Source organism: Psychrobacter sp. 72-O-c (genome assembly GCF_904846605.1).
GTDB lineage: Bacteria > Pseudomonadota > Gammaproteobacteria > Pseudomonadales > Moraxellaceae > Psychrobacter.
Genome location: NZ_CAJHBI010000049.1, coordinates 1 through 17,412 on the forward strand (window position 1 = coordinate 1; position 17,412 = coordinate 17,412).

14 protein-coding genes and 1 pseudogene are annotated in these 17,412 nt (G+C 42.5%); 9 read left to right on the forward strand and 6 right to left on the reverse strand.

Annotated features, from left to right (window positions below; all coding sequences use genetic code 11):
* Window positions 1–432: 432 nt before the first annotated feature.
* Window positions 433–2,055 carry a peptide chain release factor 3 gene (locus JMX97_RS12965; protein WP_201558770.1) on the reverse strand — a complete coding sequence of 541 codons (1,623 nt, stop codon included), beginning with the start codon at window positions 2,053–2,055 and terminating at the stop codon, window positions 433–435.
* Between the two features lie 612 nt (window positions 2,056–2,667).
* Between JMX97_RS12965 and JMX97_RS12970 the strand changes: the two genes are divergently transcribed.
* From JMX97_RS12970 to JMX97_RS12990, 5 genes are all read left to right on the forward strand, one after another.
* Complete coding sequence (locus JMX97_RS12970) at window positions 2,668–3,084, forward strand: Ohr family peroxiredoxin (protein ID WP_201558771.1); 417 nt, start codon at window positions 2,668–2,670, stop codon at window positions 3,082–3,084.
* Between the two features lie 380 nt (window positions 3,085–3,464).
* Window positions 3,465–6,416 carry a DNA polymerase I gene (gene polA / locus JMX97_RS12975; RefSeq protein WP_227671607.1) on the forward strand — a complete coding sequence of 984 codons (2,952 nt, stop codon included), beginning with the start codon at window positions 3,465–3,467 and terminating at the stop codon, window positions 6,414–6,416.
* A gap of 553 nt (window positions 6,417–6,969) precedes the next feature.
* Window positions 6,970–7,122, forward strand: a complete 153-nt coding sequence (locus tag JMX97_RS13855; protein ID WP_227671606.1) for a hypothetical protein — start codon at window positions 6,970–6,972, stop codon at window positions 7,120–7,122.
* Window positions 7,123–7,349: 227 nt separating this feature from the next.
* Complete coding sequence (locus JMX97_RS12985; protein ID WP_201558775.1) at window positions 7,350–8,138, forward strand: SDR family oxidoreductase; 789 nt, start codon at window positions 7,350–7,352, stop codon at window positions 8,136–8,138.
* Between the two features lie 285 nt (window positions 8,139–8,423).
* Window positions 8,424–8,741, forward strand: coding sequence for a hypothetical protein (locus JMX97_RS12990; RefSeq protein WP_201558776.1), 318 nt, complete (start codon window positions 8,424–8,426; stop codon window positions 8,739–8,741).
* Window positions 8,742–8,853: 112 nt separating this feature from the next.
* Here JMX97_RS12990 and JMX97_RS12995 read toward each other — a convergent pair.
* The 3 genes and pseudogenes from JMX97_RS12995 to hemH all read right to left on the reverse strand — a co-directional run.
* A pseudogene (locus JMX97_RS12995) lies at window positions 8,854–9,342 on the reverse strand (BPSS1780 family membrane protein); the annotation flags it as partial.
* Window positions 9,343–9,354: 12 nt separating this feature from the next.
* Entirely contained in the window at window positions 9,355–9,696 is a 342-nt protein-coding gene (locus JMX97_RS13000; RefSeq protein WP_201558778.1) for a hypothetical protein, read from the reverse strand.
* 246 nt (window positions 9,697–9,942) lie between these two features.
* On the reverse strand, window positions 9,943–10,962 hold the full coding sequence (gene hemH, locus JMX97_RS13005; RefSeq protein WP_201558779.1) for a ferrochelatase: 1,020 nt from the start codon (window positions 10,960–10,962) through the stop codon (window positions 9,943–9,945).
* 576 nt (window positions 10,963–11,538) lie between these two features.
* Between hemH and metX the strand changes: the two genes are divergently transcribed.
* The 4 genes from metX (at window position 11,539) to JMX97_RS13025 (ending at window position 15,799) form a co-directional block, all read left to right on the forward strand.
* A complete protein-coding gene (gene metX, locus JMX97_RS13010) occupies window positions 11,539–12,864 on the forward strand; it encodes a homoserine O-acetyltransferase MetX (protein WP_201558793.1) in 1,326 nt (441 codons plus the stop codon).
* Complete coding sequence (metW, locus tag JMX97_RS13015; protein WP_201558781.1) at window positions 12,861–13,478, forward strand: methionine biosynthesis protein MetW; 618 nt, start codon at window positions 12,861–12,863, stop codon at window positions 13,476–13,478. The genes metX and metW overlap by 4 nt, the downstream gene beginning before the upstream one ends.
* A 389-nt stretch (window positions 13,479–13,867) precedes the next feature.
* Window positions 13,868–14,449, forward strand: a complete 582-nt coding sequence (locus JMX97_RS13020) for a tetratricopeptide repeat protein (RefSeq protein ID WP_201558783.1) — start codon at window positions 13,868–13,870, stop codon at window positions 14,447–14,449.
* A gap of 276 nt (window positions 14,450–14,725) precedes the next feature.
* Window positions 14,726–15,799: a rhodanese-related sulfurtransferase gene (locus JMX97_RS13025; RefSeq protein WP_201558785.1), complete on the forward strand. Its 1,074-nt coding sequence runs from the start codon at window positions 14,726–14,728 to the stop codon at window positions 15,797–15,799.
* A gap of 243 nt (window positions 15,800–16,042) precedes the next feature.
* On the opposite strand, the gene JMX97_RS13030 is transcribed toward JMX97_RS13025, so the two are convergent.
* The gene (locus JMX97_RS13030) at window positions 16,043–16,573 is read right to left on the reverse strand and encodes a hypothetical protein (protein ID WP_201558787.1); all 531 of its coding nucleotides are present in this window, start codon (window positions 16,571–16,573) and stop codon (window positions 16,043–16,045) included.
* A gap of 161 nt (window positions 16,574–16,734) precedes the next feature.
* Entirely contained in the window at window positions 16,735–17,163 is a 429-nt protein-coding gene (gene uraH / locus JMX97_RS13035; protein WP_201558791.1) for a hydroxyisourate hydrolase, read from the reverse strand.
* Window positions 17,164–17,412: the final 249 nt, after the last annotated feature.

The following is a 17,412-nucleotide window of genomic DNA, read 5'->3' on the forward strand; positions in this document are numbered from 1 at the left end:
TTTGCCATTGTTCATCAGTGAGCATGGTACGAGCCATAAGTGACGCCTTTTCTCTTTGTTGTGGTAAACAAGAGTGTAAGGCGTTGCTTATTTTTTTCAACTATTCCACAATTCTATACAGCCCCTAATAATTACGATGAAATCGACAACCGCAAAGGATGTCGCTACTATTTTGACTGTCAAAAATATAGCAGTAGTCATTACCAATATTGAGTTATGGCTTTGATTTTAAAATTCCAACTAAGATACCCTATCGTTAAGTCGTCGAGTTTTTGTACTGCCTATACTCATTTGGTCATCAAGATACAATTAGCAATTATGTAAGCAACCCAACAATCGATAGACAATAAAAAAGACACGTTTGGCGTGTCTTTTAAAGTTGATAGTAGGTAAATACTAAAGTGATACTAGGAGAAAAACAGGTTCTTGTTTTTAATGCTCGCGGGTATTACTAAAAGTAATTTCCGGATAGCGCTCTTGCATAAGTTGCAGGTTGACTCTTGAAGGTGCAAGATAAGTCAAATAACCACCGCCATCGAGTGACAGTTGATCATGGGCCTTACGTTTAAATTTCGCCAAAGCAACTTCATCATCACAATGAATCCAGCGTACCGTGGCAATAGATACCGGCTCAAAAGTACATTGAACTTTGTACTCTTCTTTCAGACGATGCGCCACCACTTCAAACTGTAGCACCCCAACTGCACCTAGGACTAAATCGTTATTAATCTGCGGCATAAATACCTGCGTGGCACCCTCTTCACTCAACTGTTTCAGGCCTTTTTGTAAGGCTTTAGATTTGAGCGGATCTCTCAGCACTACGCGGCGAAATAATTCAGGGGCAAAATGCGGAATACCTGTGAAATTCAGCTCCTCGCCTTCGGTAAAACTGTCACCAATAGAGATAGTACCGTGGTTATGCAAGCCAATAATATCACCGGGGTAGGCTTCTTCTAACGCTTCACGATCGCCGGCCAAAAAGGTCAAAGCATCAGCAATACGCACCTCTTTACCCAGACGCACATGCTTCATTTTCATGCCTTTCTCATACTTGCCTGAGCACACTCGTAAGAAGGCAATACGATCACGGTGACGCGGATCCATATTGGCCTGTATTTTAAACACAAAGCCTGTAAAGTCAGTCTCAGTCGCGGCAACTTCCCGCTCGTTCGCAGGATGAGCTTTTGGCGGTGGCGCATACTTTACCAGTGTATCGAGTACCATGTTGACACCGAAGTTTCCTAACGCCGTTCCGAACAATACTGGCGTCATCTCGCCCGCCAAGAACGCCTCAACGCTAAAGTCTTCTAGCGCCATTTGCACTAGCTCAAGCGACTCTTCAAAGGCATTAAACATTAGCTCACCCAAACGTTCGCGCACATCAGGATAGTCATAGCCATCACGGGTCTCGACAATAGTCGTCTTACCACCATTGCCTTTTTGATAAAAGTACGTCTTGTTTTCGGTTAAATGATAGACCCCAATGAAATCTTGACCCATGCCAATCGGCCAAGTCAAAGGTATACATTTAATTTTCAGTACCGACTCAATCTCACTGAGAAGTTCAAGCGGTTCGCGAATCTGCCGATCTAGTTTATTAACAAACGATATAATCGGCGTATCACGCATCCGGCACACCTCCATCAGCTTGATGGTACGTTCCTCGACACCTTTTGCGCCATCAACCATCATTAGTGCGCTATCCACTGCGGTTAATGTGCGATAGGTATCTTCACTAAAGTCGGCATGCCCAGGAGTATCAAGCAGATTGACCACATGCTCTTGATACGGAAACTGCATGACTGAAGTGGTAATAGAGATACCACGCTCTTGCTCCATACTCATCCAATCTGAGGTAGCGTGGCGATCAGTCTTGCGACCTTTGACTTCACCGACGACCTGAATGGCTTGACCCCATAACAATAACTTTTCAGTCATGGTAGTTTTACCCGCATCGGGATGCGAAATGATGGCAAAGGTGCGACGTTTGGCAACTTCACGGGCGAGCTTGGTTGCTGAGAGCTTGGCTGTTGGAAGTTTGGTATCTGCGCTCATAATGGATAACTTATCGTTAAATTTTGGAAGAAAATAGCAAGGTATTAGAAGGGTTTTAGTGCGCGTATTGTAGCGGATTTATGGTCAAGATGCTATTTTTGCTCGTATGTGTCAAAAGGTTATATAGACCTAATAGGGTGCTAATAAGCAGCCATTAAAAGGCTATAGCGTCATAATTTTTCTCAGCGTTGTCGCCTTTTACGGTCTTCTATTTTTATGCGATGAGTCCTAAAAAGAAGCTGGCTTTAATGACTATTAGCTGTTACCAATAATATCTTTTATAGCTACTGATTTCTATAATTGTCCGCTATCTGCTCTGCCAAGAAGTCTGCTGCCACATGATTCACCAAGGTATAATCAACCACTCTGCGGAAACTGTCTGTGTTAGGGTGAGTAGTGCCATCGGCGATATAATCCGCTTCATAAATATCATTACCAATTAATAATTGATACCAGTGTATCGATTATTAATTGGTAAGTCTTGCTTACAAATCCATAGCATACCTTTACCACGGCTATGTAGAACTGACTACCTAGTTTGTTATGCTAAGTGTGCTATTTAAAAATTAGTTATCAAAACAATCTATAAAAATTCATATAAAAGGACCTACTATGAAAACACTATATTCTACTAAAGCAACGGTTGCTGGCGGTCGTACAGGCAACGCAAGCCTTTCAGACAGCGATCTGAAGATCAATATGGTAGCACCAGGCTCTGGTGAAGAAGGTAATAATCCAGAACAACTATTTGCGATGGGCTATGCTTCTTGCTTTGATGGGGCGCTAGCGGTAGTCAAAAAAATGGAAAAAGCGAGCTTCGGTTCGACCACTGAGGCGAGTGTAAGCTTGTTACAAGGTGATGACCATGACTATAATCTCGCAGTAAAACTTCATATTATTGGTGAAAGCACAGATTTATCTGCCGCTGAGTTCCAAAAAATAGTCGAAAAAGCGAATGAAGTCTGTCCTTATTCTAAAGCCACTCACGGTAATATCAATGTTGAAGTGACCTCAGAAGTAAACTCATAAGAATTCACGGGTAAGAAATGGTACCGTCGAAGTAGCATGATTTAAGTAACATGATTTGAGTAAATAACAACTCTAAATGTCATCTAAGAGAATCCAGTAAGCACTGGGTTCTTTTTTTATGGACTTCTATCATAGCCGATGTTTATAAGCTGCCTTTTTAGCACATACTCATTAACACATGCTCATCGCCACGATCGAGAAGTTCGGCACATCCTGATTTTATCGTTATAATAAGGGCAACTTTTTATCTTATACCTAATTTATCTGATACTTAATAAGTGACCCTTATGACCGACAACATGACCGACAACACGACCGACAACACGACCGACAACACGACCGACAGTGACCACAACTCCCACTTAGCCCTTGACCCTGCTATGCTACCAAGCTTTGATACTATGCCTAATGTGGCGACTATGGACACCAGTCACGTGGACAAGGACAAGCCGCCATTTATCTTAGTCGATGGCTCTTATTATCTATTTCGCACTTATCATGCCCTACCGCCAATGATGACCACTCAAGGTCAGCATACCAACGCTATTCGCGGTACGTTAAACGCGCTATTGAAAGTCATGCGGCGCTATCATCCGACCCATATGGCCGTCTGTTTCGATACCAAATCGCCTACTTTTCGTCATCATTTGTCTACGGACTACAAAGCCGCCCGCCCACCGATGGATATTGAACTGGCGCAGCAAATTCCTTATCTCCATCGTTTGGTGAAGGCGTTAGGGATTCCGCTACTGCGTATTGAAGGTGCGGAAGCCGATGATATTATAGGTACGTTAGCGCATCGCGCCGTTGCCGAAGGTCACCATGTGGTCATATCGACCGGTGATAAAGATATGGCACAACTGGTCAATGACTGCGTTATTTTAGAAGACAGCTTCACGGGTAAAATTACCGATAGCCAAGGGGTCGTCGATAAATTTGGTATTAAACCGGATCAGATGATTGATTTTTTAACCTTGATGGGAGACTCGTCTGACGGTATCAAAGGCGTACCAGGCATTGGCAAAAAGACCGCCAAAGATTTGCTTAATGAATATGGCAATATCGAGAATATGTTGCAGAACGTCACGAATATTAAAGGTCGTGGGGCAAAAAACTTAGTCGAATATGCAGACGATATTCCATTGAATGCTCAGCTGGCGACTATCGTTACTGACCTAAATATCGGCCAAGATTGGGGCGACCTAAGAATTAATACGGACCCTTGCGCGTATATTGACGAGCTGCGTGACTTATATGGCGAGCTTGAGTTTAAAAATGAGCTGGCCTCACTTGACCATCCCAATCATCCTGCAAATGGCCAAGGAACAAAAGACGTTGCCGCCAGTCAAGCAGACACCGAGTCACAAGCGCAAATTGCAAAATCATTACAATCAACCAAAATTGATAATGTCAAAAACAGCAAAAATAATGATAAAGCATGGCATACCATTTTAGACATGCCAGCTTTTGACAGCTTAGTTGAACAACTAGAGAACGCCCCACACTTTGTCATAGATACTGAAACCACCAGTGTCTATTGGCGTCAAGCTGAATTGGTTGGGTTGTCCTTTGCGATGCAAGCGCATGAAGCCTATTACATTCCACTAACTCATAATTTAGAAGGTGACGAGCTAACGGCAAAGCAGCTTGATCGCGATACCGTACTCGCCCGCCTAAAACCCATTTTAGAAAATTCAAATATTGGTAAAATTGGCCAGCATCTTAAATATGATGCCCACATTCTAAGTCATTACGATATTGATTTGGTAGGAGATATTCATGCCCCTGTTGATGAAGATGCTGCTAAGAAAGACTGTCAGCAATCAAAAAACAACTGGGCAATGGATACTATGCTTGCCAGCTATGTGATTAATGCGGCGATTACCCGTCACGGTATGGACGATTTGGCACGGCATTACTTGCAAACGCAAACTATTACTTATGAAGATGTCGCAGGTAAGGGCGCTAAGCAGGTGACATTCGATCAGGTCGCTATTGATATTGCTAGTGACTACGCCTGTGAAGATGCGGATATTACTTATCAGTTGTTTGATGTTTTTAGCAAAAAACTGGTAGATGATGAGAATAATTTTAAACTACTGCATGAGTTAGAAATCCCAACTGCAGAGATTTTATGTCAGATGGAAGCTCACGGTATCTTAATTAAGCGTTCGTTTTTAAATGAGTTATCAAAACGTTTTGATGAAGAAATTATAGCGTTAGAGCAGCGTGCTTATGAAGTGGCTGGCGAAGAGTTTAATGTAGGCTCTCCTAAACAGCTGGGTGAGATGTTATTTGATAAGCTCGGGGTTATTGGTGGTAAAAAGACCAAGTCAGGCCAGTATTCAACGGGCGAAGCGGTATTGTCCAAGATTGACCACCCACTGGCCGATATTGTCTTGGAATATCGTGGCTTAGCGAAACTTAAAAGCACTTATACCGATGCGCTTGATGCGGTCGCAGATACTGAGACTGATCGCGTTCATACTAGCTATCACCAAGCATTGACCAGTACCGGTAGACTGTCATCAACAGATCCTAATTTACAAAACATTCCTATTCGTACGGCAACAGGTCGCCTGATTCGTCAAGCCTTTATCGCGCCAGAAGGCCGCGTTATTTTAGCAGCGGATTACTCGCAAATTGAGCTAAGACTGATGGCACATTTCTCAGGCGATGAGAACCTAACCCGCGCCTTTAACGAAGGACTGGATATTCATACCGCTACTGCTGCTGAAGTATTGGGCAAAACTGTGGATGAAGTTAGTGCTACTGAACGCCGTAATGCCAAAGCCATTAACTTTGGTTTGTTATACGGCATGAGCGCCTTTGGACTGGCCAAGCAACTTCAGATGAGTCGTGGCGAGGCACAGGACTATATCGATATGTACTTCAATCGCTATCCCAGTGTCAAAGAATATATGATAAATACTCGTGCCAGCGCATATGAAAAAGGTTATGTCGAGACCCTATTAAGCCGTAAGCTCTATACGCCTGATATTAATAATAGCAATCGCATGGTCAAGCAAGGTGCTGAACGCGCTGCTATTAATGCGCCATTACAAGGCTCAGCAGCAGATATCATTAAGCTGGCGATGATTGCAGTAGATAAAGTATTGCCAAAAGCCCAGGCAAAAATGCTGCTACAAGTCCATGATGAACTGGTATTCGAAGTCGATGCCGACAAGGCTGATGAAATCGCCCAACTGGTTACAAACGCCATGCAAGAAGTCTTGTCAGTTACAGCGGCTGCTAGCGGCTGGCAGGTTGATTTTGCCGTACCGCTATTGGTTGAGACCGATATCGGTGCTAATTGGGATGAAGCTCACTAAAGGCAGCGGTATTAATAGCAGGATACTAAAATTAGCGATATAATAGATCAATGATAGGAAATCCTTTTTTACTAGGATAATTTACAGTTTGAAGTGGGCCATCTGGCTCACTTTTTTCATTTATTATAGTTGTTTCTTATAGTCGTTTTTTACATACGGAGAAATCATCATTTTTACTGAAAATGGCATCATCGAAATTATTGAGACAATGGTCTTAGTGCTGTGCATACTGCGTTGTGTGCAATATGCAGTACAAAGCCGCCTCAAACAGGGGCGATGTTTTTGGCTTGCATCCGTTTTAGTATTTTTTAGTGTTATTCGAAGAGAGTTGAGCCATTTATCAGACTCAATGGTACCACCCGACTTTATATTTTTAGGTTATTCATACGATTGGTGGGAGGATATGGTTCTCTTAGTCATCATCATTGTTATGCTTGGCTTATTGGCTTACTCATGGCGTTATTTTTGGAGCGTTTTAAAGAACACTTCCAAATTCCTATACCTTAGCGTTATAGTCTTGGCCCTCATTCAGTATATGGGAGAAAATGCCATTATGTTCCCCTATTCCTTGGGTGTCATCATCGAAGAACTGGCTGAAAATGTAATCTATATTGTCGCTTTGATTTATTTGTGGCAATTTAGACTAACCGATTTTGAATCACGTTTAGCGAATAAACCCGATTTTGACGTTACTCGCAATAAGTAACTATGCGATAGCAAGCGGCGCAGTATCAAAATCCACAGTAACAAATAATGTCCCGAACGGTAGCCATGACCTTACCTCCTCTTCTTAATCCTAAGCATGCGTGCAAGCAAATTATAAAGTCGACGTTGCCGTTTTGTCTTACTATTAGTCTTTTGTCAGTAATTTGCTATACTAAAAATGAAAGCAAAAAGCGATAATCGTTATTAATAACTGTTAAGTGAGTCACTATGAATATATTAATCACGGGCGCATCACGCGGCATTGGTCTAGCAACTGCCAAACAACTGGCAGCAAAAGGTCATAGCGTTGGCCTTTTTGATATTGATACCGCCGAGCTTGAGCGCGCGGTCAATGACAAAGCATTTAAAAAAGCGCTAAAGAATAAGCGCATCGTCCAAGGTCATCTCGATGTGACTGAGCCTGAGGCGTGGGACACAGCCATTGAACACATGATTGATAACTTTGGCAGCATTGATACGCTGATTAATAACGCCGGCATATTAGTCAGTGGTGTGTTACCTACGACCGATTTAGATAAGCAGTTGTCGCTGATTGATATCAACTGTAAAGGGGTACTGATTGGCTGTCATAAGCTAGCCCCTTATTTAGCAGATGCCAAAAACGGTAAAATCATCAACATCTCATCTGCCTCTGCTATCTATGGCCAGTCTGAAATTGCGCCTTATTCTGCCAGTAAGTTCTTTGTACGTGGTTTAACGGAAGCACTCAATATTGAATACGCTGAGCTTGGTATTAAGGTCATTGATGTAATGCCACTTTGGGTCAAGACTGATATGACCAAAGACGTGAGCGTTACCAGCATTGATCGCTTAGGTATCAACCTGACTGTCGACGATGTCGCTAAAACCCTGTGTAAACTAAGCGGTAGCGCCAATCGTAAGCTATCACGTACCCATTACCCTATCGGTATGCCAGCTAAAGTATTACAAAAACTCTCACAAGTTGCGCCAGATCCAGTCTTGCGTTGGGTTAATAGTAAAGTCGGTGCGAAGTAGTATATAAGCCAATTAAAAGTTAAGCTTTAATTTAAAACAACAATAACGGCTACCAAATACGGGTGGTCGTTATTGTTTTAGTGTTTTGTATTTTTATTAGCCTTACATTTTTTGAACATGCTGTGACACCTTACTACTAGTGGTCATTCTAATAACGATGCAAACTAATGAGTACACTTTGAAAAAATAACTTATAGTCGTATCAACTCTTATTGTTACCTCGTTTATTGTTACCTCAAATTTATTCTGAAAACTTTGTTATTAATAACAACTAAGGAAGATATCATGGACAACTCAAAAACCCCATTACCTGATGAACAAGACCGCATCGACGGCAATAACAATCAGCAAGTCGATTTAGACAACCCTATGTTACATACTATTGATAATAACGATGTCATTGACAATAGCGCAGGGTTTGACAACTCACAGGCGGGTAGTGATGCCACTCAGGGCCTGACTCCAATGCATCGCCAGAATATTGACGAAGCACGCGTGGATGAAGTCTTAGTCGAAGACAATTTAGATGACAGCGATTATCCTGATATCGTTGATATTGCAGATAGAGATGCGGCAGAACATAGCAACAACGATGATTTATAAAATCTAGCTATCCCATAGTCAATAAAAAAGCACGCTTAATTCTAGTAAGCGTGCTTTTTTATTTTAAGAGTCCTATAAATAAAATTACCACTATGCGGCAGTTAAACTTAATTTATGCTGCCGATAACGGCTGATCTGTCCAAACGTCACGGTAGCTAGTGTAATAGGTCACTATTATTAATGGAACCGCGACGATAATGTCCAAGCCTAAAGTAACCATCACAAAAATAGTTAACACGATAGCGCTTACCAATCCATAGACCAGCATAGGTATCATATTGGCATAGAAACCTTGAAAGCTTTTTTTCATCGCACTAATAGCGTCTAAATCGTGCAATACAATCAACGGTGGTGCAAACCAAATAGTCATCATCAAAGGAATGATTAGTAATAGTGATAACAAGGAGCCAACCAAGATAGCCACTATAGAAAAATTGTTGAAGTTTGACATGTTATTATCGAATAGAATCGACAAAAATAGACTACCAAACGCTAGAAACAGCGGTATCAATGCAATAACGACGCCCACTATGTAAAGTAAGCATAGAATAATAAGGGATGATAGATGCGTCTTAAATCCTGAGAATAAATGATCAAACCTAAGCTCTTCACCTTAAGCTCGCTCTGCACAACCTTTCATAATACCGCCGACGAATATCAGTCCCATAAGACTAAAAATAAAGCCGATAATCGGAATACTACCCAATATTCCGACAACAAATAGCAAGGTTAAGCTGATACCCAGCCAAAGTAAAAAGTTCTGTTTGATCATACTTGCCGCTTTCGTTAGCCAGCTGATGCCAGCCGCTGCTTCACAGGAACGAGGTTCAGACAACAGCTGCGGCAAAGGGTCGCCATATTTGTCCGTTGACGGTAAGCTTGGCGGTATCCTATTAGGACTTTGTAGTGATACATTTGGGTCTGGTAGGTCTGGACTATTGGATATAGACATCATAAGCCTCAAAGTTACTATTAAAAGGTGCTGTTAAAAATGAAACCAGAGTAAGTAAAAATAAAATATCAATATTATAAAATTCAAAAGTACTATTATTTTCTTGCGTCGATAGTCTTACATATTAAAACTTAAAATCCCAACTTTATTTCATTAATCTATATTTTTTATTAATATAGTTGAGACAAAAAAATACCGAACATCATGTCCGGTATTTTTTAATATTTTATGACTTACTCAGCATAGCAACTAGGCCCAACCGTCTAATGTACCCGCCCAACCTTTTACCAGAGGCGCGCTCATAGCTTCTAACAAATCAATGTGTGCTTCATCTGCGTTCAACGCTGGGATATAGTGATATTCTTCGCCGCCTGCTTCGATAAAGTTCTCACGGTTCTCAATGGCCAACTCCTCTAGCGTCTCTAAACAATCGGCTGAGAATGCTGGGCTGAGAATTTGTACTGAGCGCACGCCGGACTTAGCCCACTCATCTAATATTACGTCGGTATAAGGCTTCACCCATTCTTGTTTACCAAAGCGGGATTGGAAGCTAATAATCCATTCGTCCTCATTAAGTCCCAGCTCATGCGCCACTTGTGCAGCGGTACATTTACAGCGCCTAGGATACGGATCGCCTTTATCCATATACGGCTGCGGAATACCATGAAAGCTAAACATTAACTTTTCAGGCTTACCATGTACCGCTTGAAAGCGGCGAATACTATCCGCGAGCGCTTTAATATATAGCGGATGAGCAAAATAATCTTTTACTATCGTGATGTTAGGCAAGTTACGCTGCTTAAGTGACCATTTAGTAATCGCATCATAAACGGCACCCGTTGAGGTCGCTGAATACTGTGGAAATACCGGCAACATAACAAAGTGATCAACACCCTCAGCTCGCAGCTTATCCATAACGTCAGGTAAGCCTGGATTGCCATAGCTCATTGCTGAATGGACAGACACTCGAAAAGGAGAGGCAGTCTCAGCCAAACGTGGCTGCAACATCTCAACCTGCTTATTAAGGATATTGCGCATCGGCGAATCGCCATCCCAAATGCTGGCATAAGCTTTTGCCACACGCTTAGGACGGTTAGGCAATACAAATAAATTCAGAATAATCGCCCATAAAAATCTAGGAATCTCGATTACCCGTGGGTCTGATAAAAACTGACGTAAATAACGCCGTACCGCTGGTGCAGTAGGCTCATCAGGCGTACCAAGATTGATTAATAAGACGGCAATACGTGGGGGCAGATCAGGTTTCATAGCGGCACATTTTATAGGTAGTGGTAAGTGGTTATAATAAGTAGGTACTAGGATTAATAGGATAGAGAAAGCGGTTACGTTGTCAAAGCATTATTAAAATAGCAAAAGACTTCAAGATATTGAGCAAGCTGCCATTAAGTTATAGTTAACAACACTTAGTTATTATTAAAATAACTTTAATTAGAGTATATAAGAAATGATGACCAAATAATACGGCTATCAAGCCTTCTTAGTGTAGCATTTTATCAATGATAAACGCATCGCAAAAGTATAAGCCATTCAATGAACCTTACTTTAGGACAATAAATGCAGTAACCTTAATAGCGTGTTAGAGAATTCTTATTTCGGTATTGTAGATTCGATATTGTAGAGTAGGCCAGCATGAAGGTTGTACTCATAAGCGCATCGCCATACAATAGGCAAACAGAGCTGTAGGGTGGTATATTGCCTATGGTTTTTTATTTTTATTGATGACTGTTGTTTTGCGAGGTAGCTTTGAACGCACGTCCTGATATTACCAGTGGCCCCTCCACTAATGATCGCCCTAATTCGGCCGGATCAACTGGCTCAGTTGGCATGGTCACGCCTGAAAACTTTCATTTTTCTGAGCCATTGACCTTAGAGTGCAACCGTACCCTGTCCTCGTTTGACTTAATAGTAGAGACTTATGGCACGCTAAATAGCGACCATTCAAACGCAGTATTGATTTGCCATGCTTTGTCTGGCAGTCACCATGCGGCAGGCATCCACAGCAGCGATGATAAAAAATCGGGCTGGTGGGACAATATGATTGGGCCAAACAAGGCCATCGATACCAACCAATTCTTTGTAGTGTGTATCAATAATATCGGCAGCTGCTTTGGCTCTACGGGTCCGACGACTATTAATCCGGACAGTACGAAAGCCGACAGCACTAAAACAGGGAGCCCGCGCCCTTATGGCCCCGATTTTCCTCTAATTACGATAAAAGACTGGGTCAAAACCCAGGCTATGTTATCAGACCGCTTAGGCATTGACGTTTGGCATGCGATTGTCGGTGGTTCAATGGGTGGTATGCAAGCACTGCAATGGGCAGTGGACTATCCAAACCGCCTAAAACGTTGCGTGGTTATCGCTTGTACCCCTAAGCTATCGGCACAAAATATTGCTTTTAATGAAGTCGCGCGCCAGTCTATTTTATCGGATCCAGATTTTAAGGAAGGACGCTATCTTCAAGCGGGTACTTATCCACGCCGCGGTCTTATCTTAGCGCGGATGGTCGGTCATATCACTTATTTAACCGATGATGCGATGAAAGCAAAATTCGGTCGCGATTTAAAATCCGGCAAGTTTATGTATGGCTATGATGTTGAGTTTCAGGTTGAGAGTTACTTGCGCTACCAAGGCGAACGCTTTAGCGAAAACTTCGATGCCAATACCTATCTCTTGATGACCAAAGCCTTAGATTATTTTGATCCGACTCGCGACTATCCCATAGAGCAGTCTTCAACCGAGCAATCAGCACCAACCAAAGAAGATATCGCAAAACTGTTAGCAAAACCACTAGAACCGCTCAGCCCTGACATAGAGAATGATTCTGATGACGCTATAAATACCAACGATGCGAATGATAACGCACACCATCAAGAACTTAATGCACTCAAAGATGCATTTGCACACACCCAATGCCAATACTTAGTGGTGTCGTTTACTACCGACTGGCGGTTTTCACCCGAACGCTCACAGGAGATTGTTAATGCCTTGATGGCAACGGGTAAACCGGTCAGCTATATCAACGTCGACGCCCCGCACGGTCACGATTCTTTTTTATTCGATATTCCACGCTACATGGGCGCGGTCAAAGGCTTTTTAAGCGCCCCATTTATTACTGATAGTCATCAAGCCGCAGGAGAGCGCTCATGAGAATGGATCATCAATTGGCCGAGCGTTGGATTGCCCCGCAGTCGCATGTGCTGGACTTAGGCTGTGGTAATGGCGAGCTGCTCGCACACTTACAGCAAAGTCGAGGCGTCACAGGCTACGGGCTGGAAATCGACGAAGAGAAGATTAATGATGGAATAGCCAAAGGGCTTTCTATTATCGAGCAAGATCTTAATGACGGTCTCGGGCGTTTCGCGGATAATAGCTTCGATACCGTAGTTATGGCGCGTGCTCTGCAAGCGGTCAAGTCTCCCGACGTGCTACTGCTCGATATGCTTCGGGTCGGACGCGAAGCGGTTATCACCTTCCCTAACTTTGCCCATTGGCAAAACCGTATTCACTTAGGGCTGAAAGGTTTAATGCCGGTCTCAGAGGCGCTACCTTATGAGTGGTATAACACCCCAAATATCCATCTGTGTACCTTTAAAGATTTTGAGCAGCTGTGCGCACAACATGATATTCATATCATCAACCGCTTTGCCGTTAGTGATTCTGATAGAGGTCATACGCCTCTAATGACTGCATTGATACGACAAGCGCCTAACCTGCTGGCAGATGTCGCCATTTATCGAGTGACTAAGCGCCAACCCGCTTAATGTGCTTGTTCATTAGTTTTACGACTGTAACTACATAAGTTTATGGCTACAATATAAAGTCGATAAACACTCTATCCAACCTTAATACGTTGTTTAGATATTCTTACAGCTTAGTAACTGCATGATTTTGTTACACTCTATAAGAGGCAAGCCTATGTTAAATTAGATAATTAGTATTTGAGTTTCGTAAGTTTGGGTGGTAAGCTATCAAATCAATGTCAACGACACCCCTATTACAACCGCTTATCTGTTAAATTAGCGTAAAGTTGCTAATACTTAGGTAAGTTAATATTGCAACGTCTAACTTAATGGTTACCGCCGTATAGAAATTTTATTTTAGCGGCACAACTTTATCCATTGCTTATCAACTGCCTATTTTTGGAGCCGCTATGAAATTATTAAAAGCTGCCTTGTTCACTGCTATTTTTTCTTGCGCTGGACTAGCAAATGCTGAATTGACCGCAAATATACCGCTTGATACCTCACGTTTTGAGCTTATGCCAGTCAGTGAACTGTCTGCCCGTGCTGCCCAAGGTAGCGATCACGCGCAGTTCTACTTAGCCAAACGCCTACAAAAAGGCCAAGGTATCACTCAAAATACCCAGCAAGCGATTCAGTGGTACACCAAAGCAGCACAACAAGGTGTCGCCCCTGCCCAGCTTAACCTTGCTATCATGTATTTGCGCGGTGAAGGCGTCAAGCCAAACTTACAACAAGCTCGCGTTTGGTTAGAAAAAGCAGCCATGCGCGGCGATAACCGTGCCAGCTATACGCTTGCATTATTAGACGAAAAGCAAAAGAATCTAGTTGATGCCTATAAATGGTATGACCTTGCTGCCCGTGACGGTATGTTAGATGAAAAGGTACGTACTAAAGCTCGTGGCAAAATTGGTCAATTGGCCTTGAACTTATCAAGCTCAGATATCGCTAGCGCTCGTAGCAAAGCAGATACTTGGTTTCAAAGTAAATAAGTTAGATAAGTAAGATTCAGTCTTAGTTTAATAATAAAAAATCCAGCCTATTGCTGGATTTTTTGTGTTTTGTACTTTCATCAGACTTCTTAACCTTCATAAAATATCCAAAAACGACGTTAAATTTGCTACACTACGCCCACATTTTCCAATTCCACAATTGCGCCAATGTTATGAGTCCGTTAAAAGAAAACTTTAACGCATTACTCATTTTTTTAAACACACTTTTCATAAACGATTGCACTAGGTTTACGACCTAGCCAGCAGGAGAAAGCTATGAGCACTACCACAGATAACATCAAAGACAGCACCAATGTAAAAGCGCCTACCCATGCCAACGCCTACGATAGCGAAACCAATAATATTGTGGTCGCTGCCCTGTATAAGTTCACGCGCTTTGCTGACTTTGAACAATACCGCGAGCCTATCTTAAATGCCATGCTCGATAATGAAGTAAAAGGCACGTTATTAATCGCGGCTGAAGGCATTAACGGTACAATTTCTGGTACGCGCCAAGGCATTGATAATGTCCTTGATTATCTACGTACTGTTGAAGCGATTGGTAGCGTTGTGTTTAAAGAATCCTATACTAGTGAGCAACCGTTCTATCGCACTAAGGTTAAGCTCAAAAAAGAAATCGTCACGATGGGTGTTGAGAATATTGACCCGCTACAATCGGTCGGACGTTACGTCAAACCAAGCGATTGGAATGCGCTAATCTCAGACCCTGAAGTAACTCTTATCGACACTCGTAATGATTATGAAGTACAAATTGGTACCTTTAAGAATGCAGTGAATCCAAATACTGAGACTTTCCGTGAATTCCCAGACTATGTGGCAAAAGAGCTGGATCCTAGTAAACATAAAAAAGTCGCCATGTTCTGTACCGGCGGTATTCGCTGTGAGAAATCAACGGCATTTATGCGCGAACAAGGCTTTGAAGAAGTCTATCACTTAGAGGGCGGTATTCTAAAATATCTAGAAGAAGTTCCTAGCGAAGAGTCTATGTGGGAAGGTGATTGCTTTGTGTTTGATAACCGAGTTTCGGTCAATCATAACCTAGAAAAAGGCGAATACGAGCAGTGCTTTGCCTGCCGTATGCCCATTACTGAAGCGGATCAGCAAAGCATAGCTTATATCAAAGGCGAGTCTTGCCCGCACTGTATTGGTAAAGCCACTGATGAGCAAAAAGCGCGTTTCCGTGAACGTGAATACCAAATGCAACTGGCACAAAAACGCGGTGAAGTACATATCGGTAGTGAGGTCAGCGGCGTCATTGAAAAACGTAAAGCGGCTAAGAATGAAGCACGCCGTAAAGCTGAGGCAGCCAATAAAGCCAAAACAGGTTAAATTTTCGCCTCACAACAGCAGAATTCAAAAGCCGTTGTCTATAAGTTACCCATAAAAAAAGATGCTTAATTAAGCATCTTTTTTTGTCTTTATATACTCGGTAAAGCTATAGTGTATTGAATACAAAACTCTTATCCAAATGCCGAGTGGAAATTGCATACATCGTAAACTAAGCGAGTTTGACACCGCGCATAACGTCCCAATCTATCAAAGAGGTTTTACAGTTTACTTTTCAAGAGTTCGTTACAACCTCGGCCCAATTTCTAATCTCGACTCTTCAGAGGCGAGCTGCCACGTCTCTAAACCCCATGCAAGAACTACTGCATAAATAACGTGGGCGACAAGCGCGACCCAAGTGACTTCTGTAAAACCGAGAAACGGCGGCAGCCCAGTGATCAGATGTGCCACGATATAGAGCGCGAATACCCAAAGGACGATACCGTAGACCACAGCTACGATCGACCAATGCAGCGACGGTAGTGTTGCCTTCCATATCGGCCGCACAACGATTAACAAACCCAGCGGATAGAGCACCAAGCCAGTGGCGTAATGAAGCAGCTCCGGGACACCCGTCGGCGCTGAGCCGAACACGACCTCAATCATAGTAGTGGGGAGCTTAATTGTCGAGAGCTTGGCGAAACCAAGAATGGGAGCTAGCGATGGACCCCAAAAATCAAAGGCCACCGTAGCGAGTGCGCCTGCGAACAGTGCCTTCTTAATAAACGAAGACTTTTTCGCTGGGGAGCGTTTGATTAAAGCATGGTTCTTGGTCATGGTATTTTTCCTTCTTGAGAACAAACCGATAATTGAATAAACGGCTTGTCTCAGTAAGCGTTCAACAGGCTTGAAAGAGAGGCTGTAAAACATTCATACCAGCAGCAACTTGGATCAACTATAGCGCAAGTTTGACACCGTAATAGGTCTGTAGTTACTATTTAGCTACCGCGGTAAGTGCTATAACCGTACGGAGATAAAGTGATTGGCACATGATAATGATTGTCGCTATCTATATTGAAGTTCACTTCAATGAACGGATAAAAAGATTTTAGATTTTGCTTATTGAAGTACGGAGTCGTTTCAAAAATAAGCTTATAAGTACCTTCATTATCAATGTTACCTTCGTTCGGCAAGAACTCATTGATACGACCATTTTCTCCAGTCTTCTGAGTATCTAGCAATTTCCAGCTGCCGTTAATCTGCTGTTCCATCAAGCGGACGTTAACATCCGGTGCAGGCTTACCCGTACTGATGTCTAGAATATGGCTTGATAGTTGATAAGCATTTTGATCAGCGGCATAGCTAGCAGTCGCAGTCATGGCTAATACGCCACCGAGTGCGGCTGCTTTCATTATGTTCATTTTCATAAAACGTCCTTTGAACTGGTAACCAGTAAATTGATAACCAGTAAGAGTAGATGTGCTTTTATTAGTCTGTGAATCATTAGTATGAGTTAATTAAAAGTGGCAGATAATTAATATAACATTACTAGGGTCTGTTGAACATTGGTGAAATAACAGCAATAAATTAGTGGCAAAAAAAATAGCGAAGCAGTAACCTTTGAGTTCTCACACAACAAAGATACCGTTCGCTATGCCTCGCACTATGCTCAAAGA